This window comes from Cryobacterium sp. Hh38, from assembly GCF_004403235.1.
Lineage (GTDB): Bacteria > Actinomycetota > Actinomycetes > Actinomycetales > Microbacteriaceae > Cryobacterium > Cryobacterium levicorallinum.
In genome coordinates this window covers 216390-232735 of the sequence record NZ_SOHD01000008.1, presented here as the reverse complement: position 1 = coordinate 232735, position 16346 = coordinate 216390, and the positions used below count along the sequence as shown (strand labels likewise).

The window sequence follows — 16346 nt, the reverse complement described above, 5'->3', positions numbered from 1 at the left end:
AGGGCGGTCGCCTTGCGAGCGGGCTACGCGGAGATGACGTTCGTGCCGAGGAGCACGAACAGCACGATGCCGAGCACGATGCGGTAGATCACGAACGGCAGGAAGCTGCGCTTGGAGATGTAGTTCATGAAGAACGCGATCACGGCGAGGGCCACGAAGAAGGCGATGACGGTGGCCACGAGCGTTTCCAGCGGGCCGAAGATTTCGGGCGTGCAGTTGGCTGCGCCAGCCAGACACGGCTCGGCAATGGACTTATAGATCTGGAAGAAGCCGCTGCCGAGCACCGCCGGAATGGCCAGTAGGAAGGCATAACGGGCGGCGGCAGCGCGCTCATAGCCGAGAAACAGTCCGGCCGTGATGGTTCCGCCGGAGCGCGACACCCCAGGGATGAGGGCGAGGGCCTGGGCGAATCCGAAGATGACGCCGTGACCGACCGTGATGTCCTGCAGCCTGCGCCGTTTGGCTCCGACATGATCGGCGATTCCGAGCAGAATGCCGAAGACGATGAGCATGGTCGCGGTGATCCACAGCGACCGCAGCACGGTCTCGATCTGGTCCTGGAACAGCAGTCCGAGGATGATGATCGGCAGCGAGCCGAGAATGATGAGCCAGCCCATGCGGGCATCCGGATCTGTGCGGGGAACGCTGCCCCCGAGCGATCTGGCCCATTGGCCGATAATGCGCACGATGTCGCGCCAGAAAAAGATCACCACGGCCGCCTCGGTGCCGATCTGGGTGATGGCGGTGAAGCGTGCCCCCGGATCTTCGCCGGTGCCCAGAAACTGGCCGACGATGGCGATGTGCGCGCTCGAGGATACCGGGAGGAACTCGGTCAGGCCCTGGACCAGACCCAGGATGATCGCATTCAGAAAGTCCACACGCTTCGCTTTCTCAGATTATTCAAGGGATGCCCGCTCCGTGTCGGATCCAGGGCTTGCTAGTAGCTGGAGAGCAGGTCGGTCAAAACCCGCCTGCCAAACACTAATGCGTCGAGGGGCACTCGTTCATCCACGCCGTGGAACATGGCCGGAAAATCGAGGTAGGCCGGCAGCCGCAGCGGGGCAAACCCGTAGCCCTTAATGCCAAGCGTGCTCAGTGCCTTATTGTCCGTTCCGGCGGACAGCAGGTACGGCAGCACCGGCGCTCCGGGATCGTGGCGCTCCAGGGTGCTCACTACGGCGTCGATCAGCGGACCGCTGAACTCGGTCTCCAGGCCGATATCGCGGTGCATCGTCACGATTTCGATGTCCGCACCGACGATGTCCTGAATCTGAGCGAGCACGAGGTCTTCCTCCCCCGGCAGCGAGCGGATGTCGATCAGCGCCTCGGCCGCATCCGGGATCACATTGTGCTTATATCCGGCGGTGAGGCCGGTCGGGTTGGCGGTCGTGCGCAGGCTGGCCTGGATGAAGCCGGAGGCGGTGCCGGTCGCCAGGGCGAGCTCGTCGGGGCCGACCCGCTGCGGATCCACGTCGAGAATGCGTGCGATCTCGCCGAGCAGCTGTTCGGTTGTGTCGGTAAGCCGAATCGGCCACTCGTGACGCCCCAGTTTTGCCACGGCCTCGGCGAGCCGGGTGATCGCGTTGTTCGGATGCATACGAGAGCCGTGCCCGGCCTCGCCGCGGGCCACCAGTTTGACCCAGATGAGGGCTTTCTCGCCGGTTTGCAGCAGGTAGGCGCGTTGGCCGCCGAGGGTGATGGAGTACCCGCCGACCTCGCTGATCGCCTCGGTCGCACCGTCGAACAGGTGCGGGTGTTCGTTCACCAGAAAATGGGAACCGAGCACACCGCCGGCCTCTTCGTCGGCGAAGAAGGCGATGACCAAGTCGCGCTCCGGCGCACCGCCGGAGCCGATCACGTCCTGCAGGGAGGCCAGAATCATGGCGTCCATATTCTTCATATCGACCGCACCGCGCCCCCAGAGCAAGCCGTCCTTGATGACGCCGGCGAAGGGGTCGACACTCCAGTTCGCCGGGTCGGCCGGCACCACGTCGAGGTGCCCATGCACGACCAGGGCCGGGCGGGACGTATCGCGACCCTGCACCCGCGCCACCACACTGGTGCGGCCGGGTTCGGAATCGAACAGTTCGGGCACGAGGCCCAGGGCTCGCAGCTTCTGGGCAACGTACTCGGCGGCATCCGTTTCACCGTTTGAACGACCCTCACCATAATTAGTGGTGTCGAAACGGATGAGATCGCGCGCGATTTCGGCGGTCAGATCGAGTTTCGCAGCGGCCGTTCCGGGTGACGCACCCGCTGAATCAGCGGAACTTGCGGCCGGAATCGTGTTCGGGGAGGAAGCCATAACCACACGCTACCCGTCGCCAACGGGTGCAGTGACACAACGGGCGTTCTAAACCGTGCTAAGTTATTACCTCGGCAGCCGGTTCATCCGGAGGCCGTTTCACCCAGTCCGGGTGGCGGAATTGGTAGACGCGCTGGCTTGAGGTGCCAGTGCCCGTTAAGGGCGTGTGGGTTCAATTCCCATCTCGGACACGGAGATTTCTTTCAAGAAATCTACGAGGACTGGTTGAGACAGTTCACAAGGCCGGATCCCCTGGATCCGGCCTTGTCTCGTTAAGATTCATAGCAGTGACGGGAGTCGGTCAGGACAGGATGTCCCTGGTCACGAATCGGCTATAGGCCAAAGCCCCGAAAACGGCCACGTAGCAAAACTGCACGATCGCGTTCTGGCCGAACGAACCCAGGTCGAGCGGTTGCCGAAGCAGATCGGCGAAGCCGAGCCAGTAGTGGCTGAACAGCCACGGGTGCAGCCAGTCGAGCTGCGGGACGACGTCGAGTATCTGCGCGATCACCGAGACCACGATTGTTGCCGCCATGGCTCCGACGGGCACATCGGTGAGGGTGGAAATGAACAGTCCGATCATGGACAGTCCGAGCAGCGACACCGTGACGTACGCGGCCACCAGCAGCGACCGCAACAGCGATTCAGGCACGCTGATGGTGTCGCCGGAGAGCAGCGTCACTGGCCCGACCGGGAACAGTGCCGCACCGATGAGTGCGCCGGACACGGTCAGCGTCAGCGTCGCGACGAGGCAGAACAGGGCAGCGCCGGCGTATTTGACCAATAGCAGCCGTACGCGGCCGGCTGGGGCCACCAGGAGGTAGCGCAGGGTGCCAAGGCCAGCCTCCCCTGCGATGGTGTCTCCGGCGACGACTCCGATGGTTAGTGGCAGAAACAGGGGAATGGCGACCACCATGGCGGTGAAGCCGACGAACAGGCCGTTCTGGGTGACCCGGTCGAGGAACGGCGGCCCCTCCCCCGGTTCCAGCGTCGACGAGGACAGACGCACGGCCACGGCTAGCAAAATCGGGATGAGCGCCACCGCGATGAGCATGGCCCAGGTACGACGACGACGAAACAGCACGGAGATCTCCGAGCCGAGCAGATCCCAGCCTCCCGCGCGGGCTGACAGAACGCGCTCCGGCGTCTGCGGCAGGATTTCACTGGACGACATCAAAACCCTCCCCGGTCAGTGCGACGAAACGTTCTTCCAGGCTGGGTTCCACGATGGCGAAACCACGGATGCGCACGCCACCGGCCACGAGAGCCGTCACGATGGCCTCCGGCTGCCAGTTGGTGTCTCCGAGCGGCGCAACGACGACCGCGTCGGCGGCATCGCTCGTGGCGTGTGCTGGCCCGAGCCCGAGGTGGGTGAGCACCCGGAGGGCGCCGGCGGCGTCCGGTGTGCGCAGGTGGACCCGTGATTCGCCCACCTGCCGCAGCTGGGCCAGGGTGCCCTGCGCGACGAGGCTGCCCGCACTCATCACGGCGGCGTGCGTGCACATCTGCTCGACTTCGGCGAGCAGATGGCTGGACACGAACACGGTCGTGCCCTCGGCGGCCAGCGAGCGCACGAGGCTGCGCACTTCACGCATGCCCTGCGGGTCGAGGCCGTTGGTGGGCTCATCGAGCACCAGCAGCTCGCGTGGGAGGATGAGGGCGTTGGCGATGCCGAGCCTTTGTTTCATGCCCAGTGAATAGGCGTGCACCTTCTTATCGGCAGCGTGGGAGAGACCGACCCGTTCGAGAGCACCCTGAACTCGGGCCCGACGGGTACCGCGTGGGGCGAACCGATCGGCGGTATCGAGGCGCCGCAGGTTTGCCGCACCGGACAGAAACGGGTAAAAGGCCGGACCTTCAACGAGGGCGCCGACGCGGGGCAGCACCTCGCGCAGTCGGGCGGGCATGGACTGACCGAGCACGCTGATGGTGCCGCTCGTCGCCTGGGTGAGTCCGAGGAGCATGCGGATGCTCGTCGTTTTGCCCGATCCATTGGGCCCGAGAAAGCCGAAGACCGAGCCGCGCGGCACCATGAGGTCGATGCCGTTCACCGCCGTTTGCGAGCCGAATTTTTTGGTGAGCCCCCGGGTCTCGATCGCCAGGCCGTGACCCTGGCTTGCGGTTGTCACGGTGCCGGTCATCGTGCCGTGCGCAGGATGCCGGTCCCGGACACCGTTGTCACTCCGCGGCGGCCTGCAGCGCGGCGAGCGGAACCGCGCCGGCGAACACCCGCCCGTCGTTGCTCAGGAACACCGTGACGAGGGAGGTGGTCACGGCACGGCCACCGTCGACGGCCGTGGTCAGCTGGTCAAGCAGGGGGTTGGCGCTCAGCTCGGCCGGCACGGCCGCTGCTGGCACCTCGACGATGGTGGACCAGCCGGTACCCGTCATGACGGGAACCTGACCCGCTGCCGAGCTGTGATCGCCCGGCTGGTCGCCGGTAGCGCCTTCCGTCGGAGCCGGCATGGCCTGTTCCGTCACGGTGGCCGTGGCCGGGGGCGTGAAGGCGAACAGGTCGGCGTTCGGGGCCGCGAAGTCGATGGCGGTGAAGCCGACCTGGAATGCCGGCGAGCTCTGCCCCTGGGCCAGCACGGTCACCTGAAGCGGCAGCCCGGTTTCGGAGTCAACGGCGATAGAAACGGATGCGACGAGCGTTTCGGTCGTTTTTGGCGTGAGGACCAACTCGTACACGCTGCGCCCCGCGACTCGGGCATCGGTGCCGACCGAGACCGTCGTGCTCGGGTCGAGCTCGCCGAGGAAGCGCTCGGCGAGCTGTGCTGGCGTCGCGAGGTCGGTGGGCAGCTGTGACTGCAGTTCGGCGGACTTCGCCTGGGCGGTGGCTTCGAGGTCGAGGCTCAGGTGGGTCGCCGCGTTCGTGTTGGAGTCATACAGCCAGATGTCTCCGCCGTTGTGCACAACATCACGTTCGGCCATGCGGTCTTTGATCTGCACCCGGGACTGGCTTTCGCCGCCGACATACACTCGAAATTCGTGCGAGCCGCTCAGCAATTCGAGGGCCGTGGTCACTCCCAAAGGAATAACGCTGTCGTTGCCTTCGGGCAGGGCTCCCGTCATGGATTCGCTCATGCCCGCGCTGAGGTCTAGTGACGGAAGGCCCAGGTCCGCTGATTGTTCAACGGTTCCCGAGAAAGCGGACACCGTGCTGTCGTTCACCAGAAGGAGAACCTGCTCCGGTGTCTTGTCCGGCAGATCGACGGTGGCACCGGCCTGGAGCGGCACAGCAATGACGGCAGCGACAACGACTGCCGGAACGACGAACGCCGGGAGCCAGCGGAGAGAATTTCGAGACACGAGCTTCATACCGCGATCGTACGCCCCGTACGCCGCACTCAACCGGTGGGGTCAGCGTATTTACAGGTCCCCGGACTCGCTGCTATCGCGGGTCGGTTCGCTCCGGCTCGGTGCCTCATCGGTGATGCCGATGAATTGACTGCCGATGCCGTCGCACTCGGTGCGTCCGAGGCCGTCGGCCGGATCGGGCAGTTCATCCGCCCGGTGGTTCGAGCAGGTGATGTAGGTGAAGGTCGGCCACCACTTCTTGGGCCGCACGGCCTCGGTGTAGCCACAGATGGTGCAGGTGAGCTGCACCCAGACCGGCTTCTTTCCGGTGCGATTCGCGCGCGACTGCAGCAACCAGGCCGGCGGTTCGGCCTCCAGCCTGGCCAGCTGAGCTTCGCTTAGGCGCGACGGAATACCGTGGCGGGTGGCCATTTCCAGGGGGATATCCAGGCGCAGTGCTACTTCTCGTCGCGTAATCATCTCAAACTACGATAGGCGCTTTTTAGGGGCCGCGCGGAGCATCCGTTCGCAGCAGGCGCCCGTCACTATGGGAGAATGACCCAATGTCAAACACTCCGTCCCCGCTGGGGCTGCTCTTGGACGTGGACGGGCCGATTGCGAGCCCGATCACCCGCACGATCAGTACGCCGAGCATTGTGACCGACCTGATCACCCTGGCCGGGGCGCACGTGCCGATCGCCTTCATTACGGGGCGGTCTGCCGATTTCATTCGCGAGCAGGTCGTCGCGCCGCTCGTGGCCGCGGGTCTGCCCGAGAATTTTCGCATGTACGGGGTGTGTGAAAAGGGTGCTGTTTGGTTTCCGATCGGGTCAGACGGCATGGGCACAGTCGTGGTTGATCGGGCCGTCGCCCTACCGCTGGCCGTCACCGACGAAGTGCGCCAACTGGTCGCCGACTCATTCGCCGCCGAGATGTTCTTCGACGAGACCAAGCAGGCGATGATCTCGGTTGAGCAGCGCACCGATGTCAGCCGGGCGGCCTTTCAGGCTCGCCAATCCGAGTTCAATGACGCCGCTTTCGCCATTATGGTCGGGCACGGGCTCGGCGTTCGATTCGAGGATCGCGAAAGCGCCGATGCCTCGGGGCAGATTCCGTTTCGGCTGGACGCCACCATCATCTCGACCGATATCGAATCGGTCACCCTGGACAAGAACCATGCGGCCAAGCGGGCACTCGCTTTCTTTGCCGAGAGCGGTCCGCTTCCCCGGTTGTGGCGGTCGGTGGGTGATTCGCGCAGCGACTACCGCATGGCCGACCACCTGCACGAGGCCGGCTACGACGTGTCGCACGTCGACGTGCGCCCGGCCGATGGAATTCTCGACCGGCCGTATCCGGTCATCGTCATCGGTGATCAGATTCACGATGAAGCCGGGGCAACTTTTCTGCGTTACTGGGTCGACAAGTTGGCGCTACCCGCCTGATCGTCACGCATTAACGAAGCGGATGCCATTCTGCAGCGTGCTGCGCAGCTCGAAGACCTTCTCGAAGCTGCCCCGTTCCATGCCGATCAGTCCTTCACGCAGCACGCCGACCAGTCGTGACCGCGGAATGCCGATGATCATCGGGCGGCGGCCGCGCTTCGGCAGGGACACCGCTTCGTCGAGTGCGCCGTCGGGCAGCACGATAATGAGGGCGGTGAAACGCACCTTGAGGGCACGCGTAATCGATTTGGCGGCGTCTTCGAACTGATGGATCGGGCGGTCGTCGGGGTCGAGATCGTCACCGACCAGTTCGCCGCGGCGCAGCTGCACCGGGCCGCCCCAGTCTTCGGAGAGGATGCCGAACAGGCCGGCCGGGCCGAGGATGATGTGGTCGAGTTTGTCGGTCTGCGGGCCGGTGTCGATGTCGTGCCAGGCGGTGAATCCGATGCCGAGGTTGGCCACGAGTTGGGCGGTGGCCTCCTCGGCGAGGGCCTTGGCGAGGCAGTGCCGCACGAGACGTGGGGCGCTGCGGATCAGGGCTGGCGCGTACGGATCGTCGATGACGGTACCGCGGCCGGCCCATTCGCGCACGAGATCCAGGTATCTCAGGCGTGCCTGGCCGCCGGGGTGACCGTGCATGCGGGTTTTCAGGCTGGATTTCGTGGCCGGGCCACGGGCGGCGGGAGCGGCGTAGGCATCCGCTTCTGGATCGGTGTCACCGAAGCGACGGCGATCGTAGGCCGCCCGGTGATCGGGAGTACCGATGCGTTCCCACGCCAGCTGAACGGCATGAAACCGGGTCGCGCTGCCTCCGACGTCGGGGTGAGTTTTGCGCAGGAGGAGCCGGTAGGCACGGCGCAACTCGTCGTTGGTCGCCGTCGGGCTCACGCCGAGCACCTCGTAGGGGGTGGATGCGGCCGGGCTGTCATGCATCCTGAACGGTACCTTTCTGCGGGTGCGAGCAGATCGTCTCAGAGACGATGAGAGAATTTACCGTATCGCGGGAATCTGACATCCCGCCGAGGGCGCCGGTCTCACAGCAGCGAGGGTTCAGCGTGGCTGCTAGTCGCGCAACAAGTGGAACGGGATCGCCATAGAGAGAGACACGCATAGAATTCCGGCTACGAAGGTCAGTCCCATCAGCGACGTGACGGAGAACGCCAGACCGAACAGCCAGAGGCCGAGGACGAAGATCGCGAACGCGGCGATAAAGGCGACAATGTGCATGGGAAACCCTTTCACGGCAGTGCCCGGTGTTTTCGCCCAGCAACTGGTTTGAACGTACTTATTCGAGCGTACCGGCTGGGGCCGATCGGAATTACAGGGAATCGCCGACGATCGCGTCGAGCGGCTCGATCAGTTCGGGTCCATTGCCGACGACCGGCGCTACCGCGTAGAAGTTCAGTGTTTCCACAACCTCATAGGATGCGGCGACGGCAGCATCGACGAGCGTCTGGTCGCCGTCCGTGGCCGAATCCAGCCACTGGTCCCACCACTCCTCGGGCAGGGGAACCGGGGTGCGGTCGTGAATCTGCGTGAGAGGGCCCAGAGCATCCGTTGTCAGGATTGTGGCGGACAGCACCCACCGCGCTGGGTCGTCGTCGGCGGCCGCCGGATTCTTCCACCAGGCGTACAGGCCGGCGAAGGCGAGCGGAAGGCCGTCGTCCGAGTGGATGAAGTACGGCTTCTTCGTAGTTCCGTCGGTGTGCCACTCGTAATAGCCGGTGGCCGGCACGAGCGCACGCCGGGAACGCACCGACGTTTTGAAGGTCGGTTTCTCGGCGGCGGTCTCGGCTCGCGCATTGAAGGTCGGGAACTTCGAGGTGGGCTCGGTGGCGAAGGCCGGAATCAGGGACCAGCGCGCCGATTCCAGCCGGCGCACGGCCGGATCGGTGCGCGCCGACTCGAGCACGATGGGGATCTGCTCCGTTGGCCGAATATTCCACGAGGGTTCCGGCAGGTTCTCTCCCTCATGCTCGACGTCGAACATGGCAGCCAGATCGGGCGCCGTATCGGTAATGATGAATCGACCACACATGTCTCCAGAATACCGTTGCCTACCTAACGTATTGGTGAGCATCAGCTAGCGTCGATGCAATGGACGATCGATACAGCGCAGACGTGCTCTCCCCCGGCTGGCGCGAGGCCGGTCGCATCATTATTCCGACCCAGGAAGCGACCAGGGACCTCGTGGTGGAAGAGGTCGCGACCGGTTTCTGCGGGGCCGTCATTCGGGTCGAGAAGAAGATCGTCACTCTGGAAGACCGCCACGGCAAGCTCCGCCTGTTTCCGCTCGGCTCGGGGTTTCTTATCGACGGTAAACCGGTCACACTGATAGCTCCGACCATGGCGGCAGGCCACGGCCGAGTGCGCACCGCCTCGGGCTCAACGGCGGTTCCGGATGCCCCCGCGCGCGTCGCGCGCGCCAGCCGGATCTTCGTTGAGGGCCGGCACGACGCCGAACTCGTGGAGAAGGTCTGGGGTGCCGACCTGCGTATCGAGGGCGTCGTCGTCGAGTACATCGAGGGCGTAGACAACCTGGACGAGATTCTGCGCGCGTTCCGACCGGGTGCCGGGCGCCGCGTCGGAGTGCTCGTCGACCACCTCGTGCCGGGGTCGAAGGAGAGTCGCATTGCGGAGGCTGTGGCGCGCGGGCCGTTTGCGGCGAACGTGCTGGTGGTAGGGCATCCGTTTGTCGACGTGTGGCAGTCGGTGAAACCGGCTCGCGTCGGCCTCGCCGCCTGGCCCGAGATACCCCGAAACATCGAGTGGAAGCACGGAATCTGCGCGACACTCGGCTGGCCGCACGAAGAGCAGGCTGATATTGCCAGGGCCTGGCAGCGTATCCTCGGCCAGGTGCGCACTTTTGCCGATCTGGAGCCGCAACTTCTCGGCCGGGTGGAACACCTGATCGACTTTGTGACAGCGGAATGACGGTTTTGTCGTCGTTTTCGGTAATTTCGCATTCGCGGTCATTCCCAGTGGTGGACCCGGAGTTCACCCCTTTTCCGCAGCAAACGACACGCTTTCCGGTAAAAAAGGCGCTGAATTCCGAAACCATCCAGACTTGTGGGCTAGTGTTGGACTCGAAGTTGTAGTGCTTGCACGTCTTAAACGCATTGATCGTGATTCATCTGGATCACAGTTAGTGCGCCACATTCCTTTCGGAAGCGGACGACGAATACCGCGACGAACGGTCCCGACAGTCGGGGCCGGTCTAACACTCCTGGAGGAGTTTTACAAATGGCAACAGGTACCGTGAAATGGTTCAACGCTGAAAAGGGCTTCGGCTTTATCGCACCCGACGACGGAAGCGCCGATGTTTTCGCGCACTACTCCGCGATCGCGTCGAATGGCTACAAGTCCCTCGATGAGAACCAGAAGGTCGAGTTCGAGGTAACCCAGGGCCCCAAGGGTCCTCAGGCCGAGAACATCCGCGCCCTCTAAATAGAGCTTGCGAAGAACGCCTCCCGCTCAGGCGGGGGGCGTTCTTGTTTTAATCCTCGTGGCTGACCGGACTACTTCACCAAGTCCTGCCACCCATCACCGTCGACATACTCGAAGATCAGGTTGGTCTCGGTGTGGGCGACGGCCGGATGCTCCGCGAGATGTTCCAGCACAAAGTCGCGCAGGTGCGAGGCATCCGCTGCAGCCACGTGCAGCAGGTAGTCGTCGGCACCGGCCGTGTGGAAGAGCCCGATCACACCGGGCCAGTGCGGGGCGGCATTCCGAAAGTCATCGATCTGCACCCGGGCATGTTTGGCCAGCCGCACCGAGATAAGCGCCTGCAGGCTGGCGCCGAGCGCAGCCAGGTCGATATTGGCCCGGTAGCCACGGATATGGCCGAGCTGCTGCAACCGACGCAGTCGCAGCGATACTGTGGACTCGGCCACTCCGATCTCGCTGGCCAGGGCCGCACCGGAGGCCCGAGCATTGACCGACAGGGCGCGCAGCAGTGCACGGTCGACCCGGTCAAGTTCCGGCTTCTTTGATTCCATCAGCAGACTCCCTTATTCCTAGCAAGCTTATGCGATTCGGGTTTGTTATTTGCAAGGGTCTGCATAGTCACTTGCGTTCAAGGGCAGAACCTGTTTCTGTTGGCTCATGTTGCCACCGCTGTCACATATCGAAACCGTTGCCGTGCACGCCGGAATGGACGGTCTTACCGAGGCCGGAACGCACGTTCCGGGCATCGATCTGTCCACCACCAATCCGCTGCGCGGAGTGGAGTCTGGCGGGGATTCTTACGAAAACCTCGCCACCGGCGGCACGCCGGAACCCGGCGATTCCGCCGTCTACCAGCGACTGTGGCAGCCAGGCGTCGCCCGGTTCGAGAACGCACTGTCGGCCCTGGAACGAACCGCCGGCACCGTTGCCTTCGCCACCGGAATGGCGGCCCTGACCGCAACCCTTATTGCCACCGTGACGGCCGACAAACCGCACATTGTGGCGCTGCGTCCCCTGTATGGCGGTACCGATCATGTTCTCGCGAACGGGCTGCTCGGCACGACGGTCACCTGGACCGACCTGGCCGGCGTTGGTGCGGCCATCCGCTCAGATACCGGTCTGGTCATTCTGGAGTCACCGGCCAACCCGACGCTTGAGTTGACCGACATCCGGGCGGTGGCGGATGCTGCCGGTTCGGTTCCCGTACTGGTGGACAACACCTTTGCGACGCCCGTGTTGCAGCGCCCGGTCGAGTCGGGCGCCACGCTCGTGCTGCACAGTGCGACCAAGTTTCTCGGCGGTCACGGCGATGCTATGGGCGGCACGGTGTCCGGGCCGGCCGAGTGGATGGTGCGGCTGCGACAGGTACGCGCGCTGACCGGCGGCCTGCTGCAGCCGTTCAACGCATACCTGCTGCATCGCGGGCTGCGCACCCTGCCGATTCGGGTGCGCGCCCAACAGACGAGTGCTGGCGAGATTGCTGACCGGCTCAGCGCCCATCCGGCGCTGACCCGGGTGCTCTACCCCGGGCTGCCGGGCCAGGACCCGCACGGGCTGATCGGCAGGCAGAGCGCCGGGGCCGGGTCCCTGATCGCGCTCGATCTCGGCTCCTTTGCCGCCGCTGTGCGCTTCACCGAGGCGCTGCGACTGATCACCCACGCGGTGTCACTCGGCGGGGTTGATTCGCTCGTGCAGCATCCGGCCTCGCTCACCCACCGACCGGTGGCGGCTGATGCACGACCGGGGGCCGGCATCGTGCGGCTGTCGATCGGGCTCGAGCACGTCGACGATCTGATGGACGACATCCTCACAGCCCTGCTGGTCGCCCGCGTGCCGGTGGGAGCAGTCGCGACGGCCTAGCTGCGACCGAGGCGGCGGCGCAGCAGATCGATCCGCATCTGCAGCTGGGTCACGCTGGCCTGGGCGACGGCGGGCCCGCCGCAGATCCGACGCATCTCCGCGTGGATCATGCCGTGCGGTTCATTGGCGAGCTTGGACCACATGCCCACGAGGCTCGACAGCAGGGTGCGCTGTTCCTTCAGGGTTCGGTACAGGGGCGGTGGCTCGAGCGGGGCGATCTCCCCCGTCACCGGATCCTTGCGCTTGTCGGTTGAACGTTTGGACTGCCGTGACTGGCGTTGACGCAGCAGCTCCGACACCTGTTCCGGTTCGAGCAGGCCGGGGATGCCGATGAAGTCGAATTCCTCGTCGGTGCCCGGTTCGGCAAGCTCACCGAATTCGTCGCCGTCGAACATGACCATGTCGAAAGTGGCCTGCGAGTCGAGGGCCTGCCAGGTGAAGTCGTCCAGGCCCAGGTCGTCTGACGCCTTGTCTTCCTTGTTCGCCGCGGCGACCAAGGCATCTTCGGGGTTGTACATGCCGTCGTCGCCGTCGTCACGATTGCTGCGATCGAGGGCGTGATCGCGTTCCAGCTCGAGCGCGTTGGCGAGGCTGAGCAGCCCGGGCACGTTGGGCAGAAAAATGGATGCCGTTTCGCCGCGTCGGCGCGCGCGCACGAACCGGCCGATCGCCTGGGCGAAGTACAGCGGTGTGGCCGCGCTGGTCGCATAGACACCGACGGCAAGCCGCGGCACGTCGACGCCCTCCGACACCATGCGCACGGCGACCATCCACCGACGGGTGTTCTTGGAGAACTCATCGATCCGGTCGCTGGCTTCCTTCTCGTCGGAGAGCACAATGGTGACCGGTTCACCGCAGATGTCTTCGAGGATGACGGCGTAGGCGCGTGCGGTGGTCTGGTCCGTGGCAATGACGAGGCCACCGGCATCCGGAATGCCGCGCCGCACCTCGGTCAGTCGGGAGTTCGCGGCGCGCAGCACCGAGGGAATCCACTGCCCGCTGGGCTCGAGCGCGGTGCGCCAGGCCTGGCTGGTGATGTCCTTTGCGTTGCCCTCGCCGAGCTTGGCTTCCATCTCGTCGCCGGCCCGGGTACGCCACTTCATGTGCCCGGCGTAGACCATGAACATCACCGGGCGCACAACACCGTCGGCGAGGGCTCGGCCGTAGCCATAGGCATAGTCGCTTTGCGACATACGGATGCCGTGTTTGTCGGGCAGATAGCTGACGAACGGGATCGGCGAGGTGTCCGAGCGAAACGGGGTGCCGGTGAGTGAGAGGCGCCGGGTGGCCGGGCCGAAGGCCTCACGAATCGCGTCGCCCCAGCTGAGGGCATCTCCCCCGTGGTGAATCTCGTCGAGGATGACCAGGGTGCGGCTGGACTCGGTGAGCTGCTTGTGCAGGGCGGCTCGGGCAGCCACCTGGGCATAGGTGACGACGACGCCGTGATAGTGGCTGCCGTAACTGCGGTCGGCGTTCTTGAACATGGGATCGAGACGGATGCCGGCGCGCGCCGCAGCATCCGCCCACTGGTTTTTGAGATGCTCGGTCGGCGCGACAACGGTGATGCGGTCGATTGTGCGCCGGGAGCGGAGTTCAGCGGCCAGGCGCAGGGCAAACGTGGTCTTTCCCGCTCCCGGCGTTGCCGCGGCGAGAAAGTCGCGTGGCTCGTGCACGAAGTAGGCCTCGAGCGCCTCGGCCTGCCAGGCGCGCAGCTTGCCGGCGGTACCCCAGGCCGCGCGTTCGGGGAAGGACGGCGACAGGTGTTCGGCTGCACTCGTTCCCTGCGCGGGACCGAAAACCGATGGAGTATTCACTTCTCACAAATCTACCAAAGACCACCGACGTTCGTCGCCGACGGCACCGTTTGCACCAATGGCTCAGGGTTCAGACACAATGGTTTGATGACGAAGCAACAGCATCCATGGTCGCGCTACGTCGCGCTCGGCGATTCGTTCACCGAGGGCATCGGTGACCCGGAAGAGCAGAGCCCTGGTGGGCACCGGGGCTGGGCCGACCGGGTCGCCGAGGTACTGAGCGAAGGGACCGATGATTTCGCCTATGCCAACCTGGCCGTGCGCGGCAAACTCATCCGGCAGATCGCCGACGAACAGATCGAGCCAGCGCTGGCCCTGCGCCCGGACCTGATCACGATTTCGGCCGGCGGCAACGACGTCATTCGCCCCGGAACTGACCCGGATTTCATCGCGGCCCGCTGCGATGAGGTGGTTTCCGGGCTCTCCCGGGACGGCGCGACGGTCGTGCTGTTCACCGGAGCCGACGTGGGATTCTCTCCCGTGTTTCGTAGCATTCGCGGCAAGGTCGCGATCTACAACGAGAACATCCGGGCCATTGCCACGAAGTACGACTGCATCGTGGCCGACATGTGGCAGCTCACCGAAATTCAGGATCCGCGCATGTGGGCGCCCGACCGGCTGCATCTCAATGCCCTCGGGCACCACACCGTGGCGCGCATGGTGTTGCAGACCCTCAATGTGAAGAACTCGCTCGAGCCGAGCGAGCCGGAGCCCATGCCCGGAACCACCTGGCGGCAGGCCCGCACCGAAGATTTTGCCTGGGCGCGGGAGTACCTCGTGCCGTGGGTGCTGCGCCGGGTGCGCCACCAGTCCTCCGGCGATCACGTACTGCCCAAACGTCCCAAAGCCGGCCCCTCCACGCTCCCCCGCGTCTGACCCGCATTTCGGTCCACTAGACGGAGCTGGTCATGGCCGGGCGGGTGGGCAGCCGGGCGGGTCAGCCGGCGGCGAGTTCGCCCGGGTGGCCCATGCGCCAGGCCGGACCGGGATCAGTGACGCTGTCCTGCAGTTCAAGCGGCACCGTCACCGGAGATCCCGTGCCGATCGTGAACGACAACTCGCCGACGTCGTCGCCGGCCCGGCCCAGCTGCAAATCGGTCGCCGTCGCGGAACCCGAAATAGGTGAGTCTGACCAGACCAAAGCGGATGCCGCCCGCGCGGCGACGATATCGCTCACGTCACCCCACTGGGTCCTATAGCTGCCGTACACGGTGCCAGCCTCGGCCAGGACGACGTCGTGGAACCCGGGCTGCACACTCTGGATCAGCGCGGCGATCGCCGAATTGAGTTCGGAGTGGGTGTCACCACCCAGCACCACGCCTACGAGCGTGACCGTGTTGTCGCCGACGGTGAAATCGGTGGAAAAGAGCAGGCAGGCGCCGGCGATGTCCGTTGTACCGGTCTTGATGCCGTCGACGCCGTCGCGACCGAGCAGCTTGTTGGTGTTGGTGATGGTGCCGATGACCGGCAGCACCGCCGAGGGCAGGGCGACGATTTCGGCCAGCGCCGGGTGACCGACGACGAGCTTGCCGATCTCAACGAGGTCGGCCGGAGTGCTCACGCTCGACGACGAGATGCCGCTCGTGTCGGCGACGCTGGTCTGGCTGAGTGAGTTGTCGGCCAGCCAGGTTTTCGCTGCCGCCAGGTAGCCGTCGGTCGAGCCGAACGCCCACACCGCGAGAGACGCCGCATAGTTGTTGGCCGAGGGCAGCAGCATCGCTTCGAAAGCCTGCCGCTGGGTCAGTTCCATTCCGGCGACCACGGGCGCAACCGACCCATTTTCGGCGATCACCTCGTAGTAGATATCGACGTCGGCGTCGGTGAAAGTGATCGCGGGGCCGTCCTCCCCCGCGCCCAGCGGTTTAGCATCGAGGATGACGAGGGCGGTGACCATCTTGGTGATGCTCGCAATCGGCACCGTGCCCTGTTCGCCGCTCGAGGCCAGAACGCCGGGAAAACCGACCGCGCCGATCGCGCTTTCACCGAAGGTCGGCCAGACCAGAGCGGCGGCTGGTTGGGTCAGCGCCGCCGGCTGCACGATCGTGGCAGCGCTCTCCGGAACGGGAGCCAGGGTGGTGGCGCCGACATAGCCAACGCCGCCCAGCACCACGAGCAGAACGCTGGCGACGGCGAGTCGACGCCGTCGGAGGGTGACACGCCGGGAGGGAGACATCCGCT

Annotated in this window: 17 protein-coding genes and 1 tRNA gene; 6 read left to right on the top strand and 12 right to left on the bottom strand. The window is 65.0% G+C overall.

Annotated elements, in window-relative coordinates; translation table 11 throughout:
- Positions 1 to 23 precede the first annotated feature (23 nt).
- Together E3T41_RS04440 and E3T41_RS04435 are read right to left on the bottom strand one after the other, a co-directional pair.
- Positions 24 to 878, bottom strand: a complete 855-nt coding sequence (locus tag E3T41_RS04440) for an undecaprenyl-diphosphate phosphatase (RefSeq protein WP_092448595.1) — start codon at positions 876 to 878, stop codon at positions 24 to 26.
- A 59-nt stretch (positions 879 to 937) separates the two neighbouring features.
- Positions 938 to 2305, bottom strand: coding sequence for a M20/M25/M40 family metallo-hydrolase (locus E3T41_RS04435; RefSeq protein WP_092448594.1), 1368 nt, complete (start codon positions 2303 to 2305; stop codon positions 938 to 940).
- A gap of 106 nt (positions 2306 to 2411) precedes the next feature.
- Here E3T41_RS04435 and E3T41_RS04430 point away from each other — a divergent pair.
- Positions 2412 to 2496 (top strand) — tRNA-Leu (locus E3T41_RS04430).
- A 110-nt stretch (positions 2497 to 2606) separates the two neighbouring features.
- On the opposite strand, the gene E3T41_RS04425 is transcribed toward E3T41_RS04430, so the two are convergent.
- From E3T41_RS04425 to E3T41_RS04410, 4 genes are read right to left on the bottom strand one after another with little or no spacing between them, the layout of a single operon-like run.
- Positions 2607 to 3479, bottom strand: coding sequence for an ABC transporter permease (locus E3T41_RS04425; protein ID WP_134477477.1), 873 nt, complete (start codon positions 3477 to 3479; stop codon positions 2607 to 2609).
- The gene (locus E3T41_RS04420) at positions 3466 to 4446 is read right to left on the bottom strand and encodes an ATP-binding cassette domain-containing protein (RefSeq protein WP_134477475.1); all 981 of its coding nucleotides are present in this window, start codon (positions 4444 to 4446) and stop codon (positions 3466 to 3468) included. The genes E3T41_RS04425 and E3T41_RS04420 overlap by 14 nt, the downstream gene beginning before the upstream one ends.
- 37 nt (positions 4447 to 4483) lie before the next feature.
- Positions 4484 to 5626 carry a DUF2092 domain-containing protein gene (locus E3T41_RS04415; protein ID WP_134477473.1) on the bottom strand — a complete coding sequence of 381 codons (1143 nt, stop codon included), beginning with the start codon at positions 5624 to 5626 and terminating at the stop codon, positions 4484 to 4486.
- Between the two features lie 51 nt (positions 5627 to 5677).
- A complete protein-coding gene (locus E3T41_RS04410) occupies positions 5678 to 6085 on the bottom strand; it encodes a hypothetical protein (protein WP_092448590.1) in 408 nt (135 codons plus the stop codon).
- Positions 6086 to 6168: 83 nt separating this feature from the next.
- On the opposite strand from E3T41_RS04410, the gene E3T41_RS04405 reads away from it, so the two are divergent.
- Positions 6169 to 7047, top strand: a complete 879-nt coding sequence (locus E3T41_RS04405) for a hypothetical protein (RefSeq protein WP_092448589.1) — start codon at positions 6169 to 6171, stop codon at positions 7045 to 7047.
- Between the two features lie 3 nt (positions 7048 to 7050).
- On the opposite strand, the gene E3T41_RS04400 is transcribed toward E3T41_RS04405, so the two are convergent.
- From E3T41_RS04400 to E3T41_RS04395, 3 genes are all read right to left on the bottom strand, one after another.
- Positions 7051 to 7980, bottom strand: a complete 930-nt coding sequence (locus tag E3T41_RS04400; protein ID WP_134477472.1) for a nuclease-related domain-containing protein — start codon at positions 7978 to 7980, stop codon at positions 7051 to 7053.
- Between the two features lie 129 nt (positions 7981 to 8109).
- Positions 8110 to 8274 (bottom strand): hypothetical protein, encoded by a 165-nt coding sequence (locus E3T41_RS17780; RefSeq protein WP_166787591.1) that lies wholly within the window; start codon positions 8272 to 8274, stop codon positions 8110 to 8112.
- 91 nt (positions 8275 to 8365) lie between these two features.
- Positions 8366 to 9085: an SOS response-associated peptidase gene (locus E3T41_RS04395; protein WP_134477470.1), complete on the bottom strand. Its 720-nt coding sequence runs from the start codon at positions 9083 to 9085 to the stop codon at positions 8366 to 8368.
- Between the two features lie 59 nt (positions 9086 to 9144).
- On the opposite strand from E3T41_RS04395, the gene E3T41_RS04390 reads away from it, so the two are divergent.
- Both E3T41_RS04390 and E3T41_RS04385 read left to right on the top strand, forming a co-directional pair.
- Positions 9145 to 9981, top strand: coding sequence for a DUF3097 domain-containing protein (locus E3T41_RS04390; protein ID WP_134477468.1), 837 nt, complete (start codon positions 9145 to 9147; stop codon positions 9979 to 9981).
- Positions 9982 to 10290: 309 nt separating this feature from the next.
- Complete coding sequence (locus tag E3T41_RS04385; protein WP_035840308.1) at positions 10291 to 10494, top strand: cold-shock protein; 204 nt, start codon at positions 10291 to 10293, stop codon at positions 10492 to 10494.
- Positions 10495 to 10565: 71 nt separating this feature from the next.
- On the opposite strand, the gene E3T41_RS04380 is transcribed toward E3T41_RS04385, so the two are convergent.
- Complete coding sequence (locus E3T41_RS04380; RefSeq protein ID WP_092107921.1) at positions 10566 to 11045, bottom strand: Lrp/AsnC family transcriptional regulator; 480 nt, start codon at positions 11043 to 11045, stop codon at positions 10566 to 10568.
- A 106-nt stretch (positions 11046 to 11151) separates the two neighbouring features.
- Here E3T41_RS04380 and E3T41_RS04375 point away from each other — a divergent pair, with 106 nt between their 5' ends.
- Positions 11152 to 12354: a PLP-dependent aspartate aminotransferase family protein gene (locus E3T41_RS04375; RefSeq protein ID WP_092448585.1), complete on the top strand. Its 1203-nt coding sequence runs from the start codon at positions 11152 to 11154 to the stop codon at positions 12352 to 12354.
- On the opposite strand, the gene E3T41_RS04370 is transcribed toward E3T41_RS04375, so the two are convergent.
- A complete protein-coding gene (locus E3T41_RS04370) occupies positions 12351 to 14168 on the bottom strand; it encodes a DEAD/DEAH box helicase (protein ID WP_092448584.1) in 1818 nt (605 codons plus the stop codon). The two genes, E3T41_RS04375 and E3T41_RS04370, sit on opposite strands and share 4 nt — an antisense overlap.
- 87 nt (positions 14169 to 14255) lie before the next feature.
- Between E3T41_RS04370 and E3T41_RS04365 the strand changes: the two genes are divergently transcribed.
- Entirely contained in the window at positions 14256 to 15044 is a 789-nt protein-coding gene (locus E3T41_RS04365) for an SGNH/GDSL hydrolase family protein (RefSeq protein WP_092448583.1), read from the top strand.
- A gap of 61 nt (positions 15045 to 15105) precedes the next feature.
- On the opposite strand, the gene E3T41_RS04360 is transcribed toward E3T41_RS04365, so the two are convergent.
- Complete coding sequence (locus tag E3T41_RS04360; RefSeq protein WP_134477466.1) at positions 15106 to 16341, bottom strand: D-alanyl-D-alanine carboxypeptidase family protein; 1236 nt, start codon at positions 16339 to 16341, stop codon at positions 15106 to 15108.
- Positions 16342 to 16346: the final 5 nt, after the last annotated feature.